Below are 14,203 nucleotides of genomic sequence, written 5' to 3' on the forward strand. Positions count from 1 at the left end.
TGCCTCTTACGTCCATTTCAGGGTATAATCATATTTTTATCAGCGACCAATGGTCGCTGTAATTTTATACCTCCTGGATTAGTTATATGACACAAGAAGTACACTCACCGAAAGGTCAAATGTTGTTGCGAACCCTCGCGATGCCAGCCGATACCAATGCGAACGGCGATATTTTTGGTGGCTGGATTATGTCACAACTCGATTTAGCCGGCGGAATTCTGGCGAAAGAAATCTCTTCTGGACGTATCGTGACGGTATCCGTTTCTAGCATTACGTTTAAAAAGCCCGTGCGGGTTGGCGATGTTGTGTGTTGCTATGGCGACTGTATAAAGATTGGCCGCACTTCAATGACGATCAACTTAGAGCTGTGGGTGAAACCAGTCAAAGAAGACGGTGTGCATGATCGTTTTCAAGTCACCGAAGCGACCTTCCACTATGTTGCTGTTGATGCCGATGGACGCCCACGCGCTATTGATGTAGGAAAAGGGTCACACTAATTTAATATCACTCACTTACCGTTATGGTGTGGCGAGTTGTCCGATTAGGATATTTGACTTCGATTCACTTGCGTGAGATTAAAGGTTGCAATCATCGTCATTCCAAGCAAAATAACAGATTAGTCTTGTTGTCGATGTAAATTAGAAGGAAGTCTTATGTGGTATGTTATTTTCTCTCAGGATGTTGAGAATTCATTAGAAAAACGTATGAGTGTTCGTCCTCAACACCTAGAACGACTGCAAAAACTTCAGGATGAAGGACGGCTTCTTACCGCAGGCCCAATGCCAGCTCTTGATGTAGACAACCCAGGAGAAGAGGGATTTACTGGCTCAACAGTTATCGCTGAGTTTACCTCTCTTGCAGAGGCTCAAGCGTGGGCGACAGCAGATCCGTATGCAGAAGCAGGTGTCTATGCTCATACTGTAGTCAAACCCTATAAAAAAGTATTTTAATATGAAAATTCGTACTTTCGCTGTTGCGGCGTTAACCGTGGCACTGCTCGCTGGTTGTAGCTCAAGCGCCAAAGAGCAAAAACGTTTAGAAATGATCGCGACCAATCGTGCCGCATTGCTCTCTGCCGAACTCCCACTGCAATATGGCCCATTACATATCATGCGTGCGAACTCTAAAGGCGCGATGATTGAAATGATGATGGTTTACAACACAGAAGCTGCCGCAGCAAAACCAGTGCAAGATGTCATGAAGCAAAGCGCCGTCTCGTTTTGTCAAAACCAAACGATTGCAGACAATTTAGATCAAGGTATTGATTACCGGGTTAAAATACGTGATAGCCGCGGTAAGTTATTAATCGACAATATTATAACCAAGAAAAGTTGCGACAAAATCGTCCCAAAAAATAACAACTAAAACTGAGCCCTATTCTGATGAATAGGGTTTTTCTTTTTTGAGCAACAAAGTGAATTACACACCGCCAGGTTCCTCTCCCTCCTTTCTATCAGTACCATCATGTTGTGAACAAACTGACAGTCTTCTCTAGCAAAAGAGTAAGGATATTAAACGACAGGCTATCGGCCCATCCTCTAAACTAATGTCAGCGGGTAGAGTAAAACGCGCTAATTAATAGACGTCTAGATGTTTACACCGCCGTAGTATCAAGGTACATTAAAGCAGATAAATCGCATCACGGAATTAACATGTCTGCTTATCCGCAGTTAAGACAAAGGAAAAGTCGTAATGATTGAGTTAAAACACCTTAAAACCTTAGTGTCTCTTCGCGATAGCGGTTCGTTAACCTCTACCGCGACCGCCTTACATTTGACCCAATCCGCCCTATCTCATCAAATTAAAGATCTAGAAGCTCGGCTTGGTGGGCAACTCTTCCTTCGTAAAACTCGTCCAGTTAAATTTACCTCTGAAGGCCAAATTATGCTGCAACTAGCGGATGAAATACTCCCGAGGATAGCGCAAGCAGAACAGGATCTAGCGAGTTTAAAAGAAGATATTAATGGCCGCTTGCATATGGCCATTGAATGCCACTCATGCTTTCAATGGCTGATGCCCGCGTTAAGGGAATATCAAATTGCGTGGCCAAACGTCACGTTAGACTTTTCATCCGGTTTTGGCTTTGAACCACTACCAGCATTACTGGCAGGCGAATTGGATCTTGTCATTACGTCGGATATTTTACCGCGTTCTGAGGTACATTATGAGCCTTTGTTCGACTTTGAAATGCGCTTAATTACCGCAACAACTCATCCTCTAGCTCAAAAAGCGTTTATCGAACCCAGTGATCTCGCCGATCAGACCATGTTGAGCTATCCGGTACAAAAACAGCGCTTAGACGTCGTAAAGCATTTTCTGCAACCCGCTGGGATAGAGCCTATGAAGTGGAAGCAAGCAGATAACACGTTAATGCTAGTACAAATGGTCTCAGCAGGCCTTGGGGTTGCCGCCCTTCCCAATTGGGCAATCAGTGAGTTTTCTCGCCAAGGATTAATTTGCAGCTTGCCTTTAGGTAAAGGGCTAAAACGTCGCTTATTTGCCGCGACACGAAATAATGAAAAAGAAAAAAACTATCTACAAGCTTTTTTCTCGACAGCTCGCCAGCAGTGTCAGCTGCACCTTGATGGTATTAAAATCGCATAGTCAACGTTTCTACTTGCATAAAAAACGGTCGCGAAAAGCGACCGTTTTTTATTCCATTATGATACAGCAGACTCACAAGCACACCGTTATAATGTTGATAAATATACGTGTTCGAAGCCTGTCATTGAGATTAGCAATACCACTTGCGCGACAGCTAACTGGGTTTTCATCACCGTTTTAGCGGTAAAAATATGCCACGCCCAAATAATGATTGCCAAAACCAATAAGGCAAAATAAGTGAGAATATGATGCGTTGCCTGCGCGACACTTTGTTGCGGTATCTGTAGCGCATACGGGACAACGCACAAGACCACAGCCATCGCCGCTAGGATCCCCGCAACCGGTAAAATACGATGAAATGCTTGCAAGCGAGTACGTGCTAGTGTGAGCAATAGATGAGCAAACATCGCGCCTAATAACACCACATTCAGTATAGAAGACACGCCAACTGACCATAGCGGTAATTGTAATGCGTTCCAAAGCAACAATACCAACGCGTAGGCACTCGTGGCATGTAAAACCCATAGTGGCCCTTCTTTACGAGTTTTCTTGGTTTGTACTTTCGAATAAAAGTAAAAAATCCCCCCTGCGACCAATAACGATCCAAGTTGTACTGTCGCAGAGGCCAACCAAAGCACGCCAATAGCAGGTAGCACTTTATGAATACGCCCTCGCTGTCCTGGGCAAATATCGCCTTTCACTAATACGAGCGTAAGAATAAGCTGTGCGCCCAACAGCATCGGCGGCAACACAAGCAATAAAGAATGAAGCATGAAAATGACCATTGATAAAATAATACTGTGATAATACCAGAAATAAGCCTTACGTTAACAGAACCATACTCAATGTCACCTGAGTCTAAAATAGGTGACCAATATTAATTTTTCACCAATACGTTGGCACAAGTCAGTATTCAGCGCATAAAAAAGCCCCGTTTAAAACGAGGCTAATAAAAACACGCAAGTATTATGCGTATTGCTTTTCAAATTCAGCCATAAAATCGACTAATGCCTGCACACCTTCTAGCGGCATCGCATTATAGATAGAAGCACGCATCCCACCGACAGCGCGGTGTCCTTTGAGTGAAATCAAACCGGCCTGCTCTGCTTGTTTCAAAAAGATGTCATCAAGCTCCGGTTTTGCTAACTGGAAAGGTACGTTCATACGTGAGCGGTTATCAGGATGAATGGTATTGCGATAAAAATCAGACTGATCAATAGCATCGTAAAGAAGCTCAGCTTTTTGTTGGTTTGTCGCTTCAATCGCCGCTAAGCCACCTTGTTTTTTCAACCACTTAAATACTAACCCCGACATGTACCACGCAAATGTCGGTGGTGTATTAAACATCGAATCGCCTTCTGCCAAGACTTTATAGTTCAACATACTTGGCAATAGTTCATTCGCCATACCCAATAAATCATCCCGTACAATCACAATGGTGATCCCCGCAGGGCCAATATTTTTTTGCGCGCCAGCATAAATAACACCGTATTGACTAACATCGATTTGCTTGGACAAAATGTTCGATGACATATCGGCAATAATCGGTTTGTCGGTCACTGGGAGATCGTTAATTTCAACACCATCAATGGTTTCATTCGGACAAAAATGGACATACGCGGCATCATCAGCGATTACCCATTCAGAAGCAGGTTGCACCGCCGTTTTGCCCTCTTTTTCAACTTTAGCATCATAAAGATCGATAGCGCAGTATTTCTTCGCTTCTTTCACCGCGCTCATTGCCCAATAGCCACCATCTACATACGTGGCTTTATTATGCTCACCCAATACGTTCATTGGAACAGCTGCAAATTGCGCTCGCGCTCCACCTTGGCAAAACAGCACTTTATAGTTATCAGGAACACTCAATAAATCACGTAAATCTTGCTCCGCTTCTTTGGCAACTTGTAAAAAAGGCTGGCTACGGTGGCTAATTTCCATCACCGAGGTCCCCATGTCGTGCCAATTGATGAATTCTTGTTGTGCCTGTTTCATCACAGCTTTAGGTAAAATGGCTGGCCCTGCGGAAAAATTAAAGATGACGTCCTTATTAGACTCCATGAGTATCTCGCTCCTGCTAATTTATTTGAATATAAGTACTTATAATTAATATCACTTTTAGAAATGAATAAAAAGTGAGAAAAGATTCTTAGTAATGTACACCGAACGGCTAATGATAAAAAGAGAAAATCGTCGTCAAATTATCGCGCTAGAGTGACGGGTACAGCCAATACTCGGCGTAGCCACAAATAAAAAAGCCCTAAAAACAATAGCGGTAATATCAATGATTTAAGTAGGTATAATGCCATTAGCGTTAACATATCAATCACGGAGTCTTCGGTTTTTTGCGCAAACTCGAATAATTGCTGTTTACGTTTTTGCACGTTATCGGCTAACGATCCCCATTGATTTTTAATTCGCTCGATCATGCCTAGAAAGCTATCGTCGGTTTTAAGACTTGCCGTATTTTGCAATTCCGCGGTCGGGCTCGCTTGACTTACTTTGGCGACACTGACTTGGTGTTGTTGGATTTGTTTATCAAGAAACCAATGATCCACCAGCAATGTACTCAATACACTCAATAAGACAATAAACCGACCTATAGCTAAAAACGCGAACATCTTCCATAGCCACTGTTGCCCTTGTAAGTGTTTAGGTAACCACAAACTCACTATCAACAACACTCCTACCACGACAAAAATGGTATTGGCGGGCAAAGACGATAGCATCACTAGCCATACTTTTTGCAATGACAGAGAAGTAAAGGCAAGCACCATGATGTCACTAAATTTATCAATAAGATCGCTCACCGGGTTTAGCATCTGTCCCACATCAATAGAAACAACGCCAGCCGAGACTTCTGAGCTTTTTAATGTAGAAATAGCAGCATCTAAGGTACGCGCTAACGCATAACTGCTCGCGGTCGTGACTAATGCTTGGTCGATCATGACATGGGTACGCTCATCAAGACTACGCATACTCGCCAGTATCAGCATGAATGCCACAATCAAGGTTAGCATGACACGATAATGACTCGATAGGTGTCTCATATTCCCTCGCATGCTATAAAAAAAAGCGGAGCCTTCAGGCTCCGCATCGTCATTATTAATGAGCGTACTGTAATAAACCCATGCCCATCATCATTAATGCTTGCAGCGGAATTTTGTGTCCTTCATCAAACACTAAATTACCTTTTTCAATCTTGGCTTTCATGGTGTAGCCGTCTTGACCTTGTTTGGCAATTTCCGAGACCACCAGCTCATCAGCCGTACGTTGCAACATAGGATATTGCTTGGCCAACGACTCTGATAAAGTCACCCCTAAATTACCTTGAAGTAGCTGCATGACTTGCGCAGGGTTACGCGTCACATGCTCAGTGCCTTCTGGCATAGAGAGTTTCAACTGTGACGTGAAATCACCATCATCGATTTTGCCATCAAGTTGAGTCAACTCTATAGAAAAGCCTTTAGCAAACATAGTATCAATGAAAGGCAGAGCTCGACCAACATCTCGCCCTGTAATTTTAGAGCGACCGTTGAACATATCCGATAACTGAATAAACGAAGCTCGATCAATGTTGTTTAGTGCGACACCTAACGTTAAGTCATGAGCATCAAAATCATCTGAGCTAAACTCATCAATAGTGACTTTGTGTTGACTGGTAAATCGCGTTTCTTTTTTATCTAAACGAGAATTGAAATTATACGTTAGCCCTTTCACCGTCGCGGTAATCGGTTCTGCTTTTTCCATTGATTGTGAATTTGCACCTGGCTTCGGAGGAGCCATAGAAGTCCCTACCGCATTCATACTGCCTATTGTCAACGTTTGATCGCCTAACCATAAGCTCCCTGCACGTTTACCAGAACCTTCCACAGCAATATCATGGACCGTTATTTTTGCATCATTCGCAAAATCAATCGCAACCGAGGGTAACGTCGACTTGAAGTTCACTTCACCTAGTTTGGTAATCATCCCTGTGACGTTACCTGCGGAGGTCGACACTGAATACGCATCTTTACCCTTATGCTGATAATTCCATTTCTCAATATTAAGCTTGAAATTAGTATTGCCATTAAGCTGTGTTTGGGTTTCAAGCATGAAAGGAAAATCTGGATAATCCGGCAATGTTGTCGTTGATGACAGGCTCAGTAAATCATGGTCTATTTTACTATGTACTAAAAACGTGGTCGGAAGACCATCTGCTTTAAACTGATGAGCAAGCTTACTATCGGTTACCGTGATACGTGAGGTCATATCAGAAGACAAGTAGCCACGATCATATTTGACAAGAGAGACATTCACGTCCGGTGAATGCATTTTCTGGACGCCATCTTTAATGATCGTCTGACCAATTTGACCTACTGCAAGTGGCCAACATGCTGCAATTACAATTGCACCACCAATAGCCCCAACCTTCTTTACGTTGTTCATAAAAATTATATTCCTGTCGATGTAGTCGGCATAAGTTTCTCTTAATATCTTCACAGTTTAGCGGATTAACCACCAGAGAATTTTAAAAAAAAGCGAATTTTTGAGGTTTTTTTGTTAAAATTCTCTATTAGTTACCTTTTTTCGGTTTTTATCCAGCATCATACTTGCCTACCCACGGCATTGTTGGCTACTTTGAACTCAGATTGTGAAACTAAAAAGTAAGAATGCTTCATTATGGCATCGTATTTGCTTTATTTATGCCATCACTTGATGGCGACAATTTTTTGATACTGGGTGCCAACACCGATAGTCGGCTATTGGTCAGTATGTTCCTTCACTTTCCAATGGAAAATTGAATTACTATATAGGTTTATCGAAACTATGCGTAAAGTTTTAATTGCGGCAACATTGCTGCTTGCATCAGGTCAAACTCTGGCCGCTACCGATCTTGACGGCTCATCTTCTATGAGTAATTTTAATTACGATTACATCGATGCACGAATCGGCGTTAGCCCAGTGACTTACGGCGCGGAATTTAGTCATTCGATCCACCCAAATGCACACTTTTTAGCTCGTGTTGATTCTGAGTTTGACGGTGATTTTGACAGTGCCACTGGTCTTGGTTTTCATGCACCAATTAACAACTGGGCGGATTTGACAGGCGCTATGCTATGGCGCGTCATTGACAAGAAACACCAAAACAGTCCGGATTCTGGTATGGAATTAAACATTGGCATACGCCAATGGTTGGGACCACAGTTAGAAGTCGGTGGTAACGCTGGTTATGTTTCGATTGATAGTAATGATGATTGGACGGGTAGCGTCTACGCGCGTTTCCATTCTACAGAATTATTCTCACTCGGTGTGGCAGCTCGTTTCAATGATGCATATGACGATCAATTAATGTTTACCGCACGTTTCAAATATTAATCGCGACACATTATCGTTAGTGATTTTTTAAAGCGTTGATCCCTCAGGCTCAACGCTTTTTGCATTTATGAATACACCGTCAATTCATATTCATTGAGCAACGCCTGCTTCCGCGTTTCTTCTAGTAACTCCCAATATACTCCTTCTTGAGCAGCTGCTAATTTCCACAATAAGCGTATATCGGTTTTATGCCCATATCGTTCTGTAATTTTAGTGAACGCGACTACCGCGCCGACATCAAAGAATGTCGCAACATCATCAATACCCACTTTTTTGAGCATACGTTCCGTTGTTAGCTGCAAATTCGGTAGATCTCTTAATCGCTGATTATAAAGGCTCCGACGTTGTTGATCCTCGAACAATACCTCACACATTGTGCCACCGATCACTTCTGTCGCCAGTTCACGATGCCTATATAGCATTTCAGTGATATCGTAATAATTAACGGTGGCAACCGTCGTTTTTTTGACATGCTGATATCTTTGACAGCCATAAGTGATAAGTTGCGATTCAAATTTCTGTGTGCCACGTAGGTAGATGCGCTCTTGATTGATCAACGCGTACATTATGTCATAGTGAAAAAAGCCAACTCCGCCAAACATAGAGCGCGTACTTAATGCCCCATGTTGTTCTATAATTGTATAAAAAGCTTGTATAGAGATCATTGAATTCCCTCCGTTATGTATCACAGTATGATCTATTTCAATGAGCACGATTCGTCTGATGACAGCAAGAACACCCCACCAACGTGAAATTAAAGTATTAGCTCCATTTATAAAAATGTCACTAAATGTTATGTGTTCTCTCGAGTACATCTCCCAAGTACTGGTGACGCGTTGGCTTTATTACTAACAAAAATGTTAGATATATCGAATTGCTATTAAATTAAGACGAAATTTAGGTTGAAAATTAGATTAACTTGTACTTAATAGTCTGACCTAGGTAAAATACCGATTGGTTTCTTTCAGTTAGCACAATTATGAATCACTTATCTTTTTATTGGCTGCCCGACAATCGTCAGGCTTTAATTAGTAGCTTAGAAAGTGAATTTGCTGATTTGGTCGAACAATCGATCAATAGTGGCAAAATATCACTCCCTCCCATACCAACCGTTGTACTTCGTGTGCAACAGCTCTGTATGAAAGAATCAAGCACAGTCTCTGACGTTGCCGATTGTTTAGCGGACGACCCTAGTCTTGCTGCGATCGTTATTCGCATTGCAAATACGGTTGTGTTTAATCGCCGTAACATTACTTGTAATGACTTACTGACGGCAGTCTCTCGTCTAGGCATGATACGTGTACGTGATATCGTCACCGCACAGTCGATCGACCAGCTAAAACATTCAAGTAACTTGAGCCCACAATGTAATAAAATTCTAGCCAACAGCGCCCACACAGCTAAAGAGCTAGGGGCGACGATGCTGCTCGTCGCCGAAACGTTTAAGGCATTATTTCCTAAAAAATATGCACATCTCGAAGATGAAAAAGCGTTACTTGTTGGTTTATTAGCAGACATTGGGTTGTTTTGTTTGGTCAATGAATACCACTTATATTTAGAGCGGGGTAACTATTTGGATGAAGAGATTGCCTTGCAAATATTTCGCTCGAGCTGTTCAAAAACCAGCCAATCCGTACTTGGGGGCTGGGGATTTGATTTGGACTTTCAAGAAGTCGCCAGTAACGAAGAATTACAAACTCACCAACACGAAGTGAATTATTTAGATATCGCACGTATTGCAAGCCACTTATTAATGTTTCGTAAAAGTGATAATGCCATTACAGAGCACGATGTTGAGATCAATGCTGACGGTGCAGATGTTCTATTTGAATTGAGTAACCTCTCTGACTACCAATTCAATGAGAGCCTTCGCTCTGCTATCTCACGCAGCGGGTTTTAACCAACAAGTTCAAAAGAATCAGGACAACTATGTTTTCAGGGATGTTACTTATTTTCTCCCCACTTATTGTGGGCTATTTTTTCTCAGTAAAGAACAATACTTGGCTTAACCTTATCAATCGTGCCACCTCTTATCTTATCTATGTGATTTTATTTTTGATGGGATTAAGTATTGCGGCATTAGATAACCTAGATAGCAATATTTTCGTGATTGGAAAATACTCGGCTGTATTTATTGCTTTTATGGCTTTATGCAATTTTGCCGTCCTCCCTATTATCGACAAATTACTCCCTTTTGAAGCCTCTTCCAATCAAAAGCGCCTCCCGCTTTACCACATGGCGCTCGACTCATGTAAATTATTGGTCGTTGTCGGTAGCGGTATCATCATTGGGATATTACAGCCGTACTCGTTGACTTGGGTTACGCAAAGTAGTGAATGGATTTTATTACTTCTACTGTTTTTTATTGGCATTCAACTGCGCAATAGCGGCTTGACTTTAAAACAAATCGTACTCAATAAGCGCGGTACGATTATTGCCGCTGTTGTAGTAGTCAGTTGTTGGATTGGCGGCATACTGGCCGCTTTGACGCTGAACGTACCGATTCTACAAGGCCTAGCAATGTCTTCTGGCTTTGGCTGGTATTCTTTATCCGGTATTTTAATGGGAGATGCCTACGGACCGATTTGGGGCGGCAGTTCTTTTATCATTGAACTTACTCGGGAATTGATTGCGTTGGTATTAATTCCTATGCTGATTCATCGCCGTCCTTGCACCACAATTGGCTATGCTGGCGCCACTGCCATGGATTTCACCTTGCCGGTGATTCAAAATATAGGTGGCGTGCGCTGTGTTCCAATTGCGATTGTCAGTGGCTTTATTCTGAGTTTATTCGTCCCTATTTTTATGTTGCTATTTGTGTCGCTATCGACTCTCTAACCGTCATCCTGAGCAATCATTGAATCTATTAGCTTGATAAAAGCCCACGCGAGTGATAAATAATTCTATTATTGCTCGCTATTTTCTCGCACTGTTAGGGTTAACGTATGACCACTGAAAAAAGTAAAAAGGCCACTGTCAGTTTCGATAGCTTATTGCGTATCTTCACTGTACCGGAAGGCCCTGATTCTACGTTAACGCAGATTGAACACGCACTCTCTCATAATGTGAATGAGTTTTTAAATGATCATATTGTAACGGAAGACGTTCCGTTAACGGATATTGAAAACGATTTTGCCCATGCGCGCATCCCTGACGAACCAGAGTTTGTATCTACGCATACTGATCACTTGCTTAACAAAGTAGTCGCCCATTCAGTGCATACCGCATCTCCACATTTTATTGGCCACATGACGTCGGCGCTTCCATATTTTTTACTGCCGCTCACAAAAGTGATGACGGCTCTTAACCAAAATTTAGTAAAAATTGAAACGTCTAAAGCCTTTACGCCATTAGAACGACAGGTTCTGGGCATGCTGCACCACTTGGTTTATCAACAGTGCGATGCATTTTATACGCCATTACTGCATAGCGCCGAACATTCGCTGGGCGCATTTTGTTCTGGCGGCACGATTGCAAATATTACCGCGTTATGGGTCGCAAGAAATCAAGCGCTACCCGCAAGTCGTGATTTCCCCGGAATCGCTATAGCGGGGGCTCATGCGGCACTACGCTATTATGGTTACGACGATTTAGCGATCATCGTCTCTGAGCGTGGTCATTATTCGTTAAAAAAAGCCGCGGATATTCTGGGCATCGGACAAAATAACGTCATTACTATTACCACAGATGACAATAACCGTATCGATATTGCTGAGTTCGAGCATACACTGACCAAACTTAAGCAACGTAACGTATGTGTATTTGCCGCCATCGGCATCGCAGGGACGACTGAAACTGGTAGTGTGGATCCACTACCAGAAATGGCTCATATTTGCCGACGCGAAAATATTCACTTCCATGTCGATGCCGCTTGGGGCGGCGCGACATTATTCTCTAACACGCATCGTCACTTATTACATGGAATAGAGCAAGCCGACTCTGTTACCATCGACGCCCACAAACAAATGTACATTCCAATGGGCGCCGGTGTGGTGCTGTTTAAAGACCCCTGCGCGATGCACGCCATCGAGCATCACGCACAATACATACTGCGAGCCGGGTCAAAAGATTTAGGCAGTCACACTTTAGAAGGATCGCGGTCTGGCATCGCCATGCTGGTATACTCGAGTTTGCATATATTAGGGCGAGCTGGGTATGAATTACTGATTGATCAAAGTATTAATAAAGCGAAATTTTTTGCAGACCTCATCGAGCAGCAACAAGATTTTGAACTGATATCCGCGCCCGAGTTATGTTTATTAACTTATCGCTACCGACCACATCAAGTCAAAGATGCGTTGACGCAAGCAACCGCCCTTCAACAAGCGGCGCTCAATGATACGCTTAATGAACTGACCATTTTTATTCAAAAGCGCCAACGAGAAAACGGCCGTTCATTTGTGTCTCGTACCCAGTTAACTCCGCACAATTGGTCGAGGTATCCCATTATTGTGTTGCGCGTCGTATTGGCTAACCCTCTGACAACAGAAGCCATATTAGAATCCGTGTTAGAAGAGCAGCGTGCGATCGCCACACAAGCAACATTATTAATGCAACGTATTAAAACAATGTGCCAAAGCATTCTCGTGCAAAAATAACTCGCTCACTTATAAAATAACCACAGATCGCTTGTTTAGTCTTTTTTCAGTGTCAATTGACGATAAAAACCTGTATATAATGACTCGTTAACTCAGTTCGCTGTTACTTTAATGAAATGTAGTTTGAGGCCTGTCATAGAATCACGGATTGATAGCACGTTTCATTTATGAAATCCTTCCCTAAGGGTTTATACTCGATCCACTCCTGTTGGACCTTGGTGTCTTAAGCAAATGCGCCTTTTTAGAGCTAGGATCATACCGACGATTACTTATTTATGCCTGCGTGAATACTATGAATACAATAGAAAAAATCCAAAAAAACCTAGAAAACTTCAGCAAATCAGAGCGTAAAGTTGCCGAAGTAATCATGGCTTCTCCGCAGGAGGCTATTCATTCTAGCATCGCGACATTGGCGAAAATGGCCGATGTTAGCGAACCCACCGTCAACCGCTTTTGCCGTCGCTTAGACACCAAAGGCTTTCCCGATTTTAAATTGCATCTTGCACAAAGCTTGGCCAACGGCACGCCTTATGTAAACCGTAATGTCGAAGAAGATGACGGCCCAGATGCGTATACACATAAAATTTTCGAATCGACCATGGCCTGTCTTGATGTCGCCAAAAACAGTCTTGATCCAAGTCAGATCAATCGTGCAGTCGATTTGTTAACTCAAGCGAAACGCGTGTCGTTTTTTGGCCTTGGCGCCTCGTCTGCCGTAGCACGTGATGCGCAAAACAAGTTTATCCGCTTTAATATCCCGATCACCTGCTTTGAAGATGTCGTGATGCAGCGTATGAGCTGTATTAATTGTACTGACAACGATGTGGTCGTCCTGATATCCCATACTGGCCGTACTAAAAGTCAGGTGGAAATCGCCCAGCTTGCAATTGAAAATGGGGCAACGGTTATTGCCATCACCGCCAAAGATTCCCCGTTAGATCAAGTTAGCTCGCTATCGATTTGCCTAGATGTTCCTGAAGACACCGACGTCTACATGCCGATGGCCAGCCGCGTCGTCCAAATGACCGTCATTGATGTGTTGGCGACTGGTTTTACACTAAGACGAGGCTCTGGCTTTCGCGACAATCTTAAGCGTGTGAAAGAATCATTAAAAGATTCACGTTACGATAAATTCTCACAATTCACCAACAACTGATCAGCGTATAGCTCGACTTACCTCAAAACTAACGATCGAGTCAACTAGGCGCTAAACAGTGCCTAGTTGAATGATTAGCGCTTTATGCACTACTCTTTTTAATATGTTCGTTTTATAACCAATAGCTTTTACCTATTGAACTGAATGGTAAATGCACCTTTATTTTCTATATCGAATAAGGCATATTGGCAACTAAAGCAATTAAGGAGAGAGTTATGTTTGTTGTTATTTTTGGTCGCCCTGCTTGTCCTTTCTGTGTTCGTGCAAAAGAGCACGCAGAAACATTAAAAGAGAAGCGTGAAGACTTTAACTACCGCTATGTTGATATTCAAGCGGAAGGTATCTCTAAAGAAGATTTGTCTAAAAGTGTAGGCAAACCTGTTGAAACGGTTCCTCAAATCTTTATTGACCAAGAACCTATTGGCGGTTTTACCGAATTTGAAGCTTACGCAAAAGAAAATCTAGGTCTATTCGACTAAGACTG

The 14,203-nt window shown here is 42.7% G+C and carries 15 protein-coding genes; 10 read left to right on the top strand and 5 right to left on the bottom strand.

The window, feature by feature from the left end:
- The first annotated feature begins 86 nt into the window (after positions 1-86).
- The 4 genes from yciA (at position 87) to metR (ending at position 2,604) form a co-directional block, all read left to right on the top strand.
- Positions 87-497, top strand: coding sequence for an acyl-CoA thioester hydrolase YciA (gene yciA, locus OCU30_RS07195; RefSeq protein WP_077312696.1), 411 nt, complete (start codon positions 87-89; stop codon positions 495-497).
- Positions 498-653: 156 nt separating this feature from the next.
- On the top strand, positions 654-950 hold the full coding sequence (locus OCU30_RS07200) for a YciI family protein (RefSeq protein WP_077312694.1): 297 nt from the start codon (positions 654-656) through the stop codon (positions 948-950).
- A gap of 1 nt (position 951) precedes the next feature.
- The gene (locus OCU30_RS07205; protein ID WP_077312693.1) at positions 952-1,365 is read left to right on the top strand and encodes a GspS/AspS pilotin family protein; all 414 of its coding nucleotides are present in this window, start codon (positions 952-954) and stop codon (positions 1,363-1,365) included.
- Positions 1,366-1,692: 327 nt separating this feature from the next.
- Positions 1,693-2,604 (top strand): HTH-type transcriptional regulator MetR, encoded by a 912-nt coding sequence (gene metR / locus OCU30_RS07210; protein WP_077312691.1) that lies wholly within the window; start codon positions 1,693-1,695, stop codon positions 2,602-2,604.
- A gap of 86 nt (positions 2,605-2,690) precedes the next feature.
- On the opposite strand, the gene OCU30_RS07215 is transcribed toward metR, so the two are convergent.
- From OCU30_RS07215 to OCU30_RS07230, 4 genes are all read right to left on the bottom strand, one after another.
- On the bottom strand, positions 2,691-3,377 hold the full coding sequence (locus OCU30_RS07215) for a hypothetical protein (protein WP_077313652.1): 687 nt from the start codon (positions 3,375-3,377) through the stop codon (positions 2,691-2,693).
- Between the two features lie 193 nt (positions 3,378-3,570).
- Positions 3,571-4,665: a 3-phosphoserine/phosphohydroxythreonine transaminase gene (gene serC / locus OCU30_RS07220; protein ID WP_077312689.1), complete on the bottom strand. Its 1,095-nt coding sequence runs from the start codon at positions 4,663-4,665 to the stop codon at positions 3,571-3,573.
- 140 nt (positions 4,666-4,805) lie between these two features.
- Positions 4,806-5,654, bottom strand: coding sequence for a hypothetical protein (locus tag OCU30_RS07225; RefSeq protein ID WP_139343471.1), 849 nt, complete (start codon positions 5,652-5,654; stop codon positions 4,806-4,808).
- Positions 5,655-5,709: 55 nt separating this feature from the next.
- Positions 5,710-7,035: a DUF945 family protein gene (locus OCU30_RS07230; RefSeq protein WP_077312685.1), complete on the bottom strand. Its 1,326-nt coding sequence runs from the start codon at positions 7,033-7,035 to the stop codon at positions 5,710-5,712.
- A 381-nt stretch (positions 7,036-7,416) separates the two neighbouring features.
- Between OCU30_RS07230 and OCU30_RS07235 the strand changes: the two genes are divergently transcribed.
- Positions 7,417-7,965 carry a hypothetical protein gene (locus OCU30_RS07235; RefSeq protein WP_077312683.1) on the top strand — a complete coding sequence of 183 codons (549 nt, stop codon included), beginning with the start codon at positions 7,417-7,419 and terminating at the stop codon, positions 7,963-7,965.
- 65 nt (positions 7,966-8,030) lie between these two features.
- On the opposite strand, the gene OCU30_RS07240 is transcribed toward OCU30_RS07235, so the two are convergent.
- Positions 8,031-8,630, bottom strand: coding sequence for a TfoX/Sxy family DNA transformation protein (locus OCU30_RS07240; RefSeq protein ID WP_159439099.1), 600 nt, complete (start codon positions 8,628-8,630; stop codon positions 8,031-8,033).
- 314 nt (positions 8,631-8,944) lie between these two features.
- Here OCU30_RS07240 and OCU30_RS07245 point away from each other — a divergent pair, with 314 nt between their 5' ends.
- The 5 genes from OCU30_RS07245 to OCU30_RS07265 all read left to right on the top strand — a co-directional run bounded on the left by OCU30_RS07245 (position 8,945) and on the right by OCU30_RS07265 (position 14,198).
- Positions 8,945-9,865, top strand: coding sequence for an HDOD domain-containing protein (locus OCU30_RS07245; RefSeq protein ID WP_077312679.1), 921 nt, complete (start codon positions 8,945-8,947; stop codon positions 9,863-9,865).
- A 29-nt stretch (positions 9,866-9,894) separates the two neighbouring features.
- Positions 9,895-10,803, top strand: coding sequence for a LysO family transporter (locus OCU30_RS07250; RefSeq protein WP_077312677.1), 909 nt, complete (start codon positions 9,895-9,897; stop codon positions 10,801-10,803).
- Between the two features lie 107 nt (positions 10,804-10,910).
- Positions 10,911-12,563: a pyridoxal-dependent aspartate 1-decarboxylase PanP gene (gene panP, locus OCU30_RS07255; RefSeq protein ID WP_077312675.1), complete on the top strand. Its 1,653-nt coding sequence runs from the start codon at positions 10,911-10,913 to the stop codon at positions 12,561-12,563.
- Between the two features lie 292 nt (positions 12,564-12,855).
- Positions 12,856-13,719, top strand: a complete 864-nt coding sequence (locus tag OCU30_RS07260) for a MurR/RpiR family transcriptional regulator (RefSeq protein WP_077312673.1) — start codon at positions 12,856-12,858, stop codon at positions 13,717-13,719.
- Positions 13,720-13,934: 215 nt separating this feature from the next.
- Positions 13,935-14,198: a GrxA family glutaredoxin gene (locus OCU30_RS07265; protein WP_077312671.1), complete on the top strand. Its 264-nt coding sequence runs from the start codon at positions 13,935-13,937 to the stop codon at positions 14,196-14,198.
- The last annotated feature ends 5 nt before the right edge of the window (positions 14,199-14,203 follow it).

It is taken from the genome of Vibrio palustris (genome assembly GCF_024346995.1).
Lineage (GTDB): Bacteria > Pseudomonadota > Gammaproteobacteria > Enterobacterales > Vibrionaceae > Vibrio > Vibrio palustris.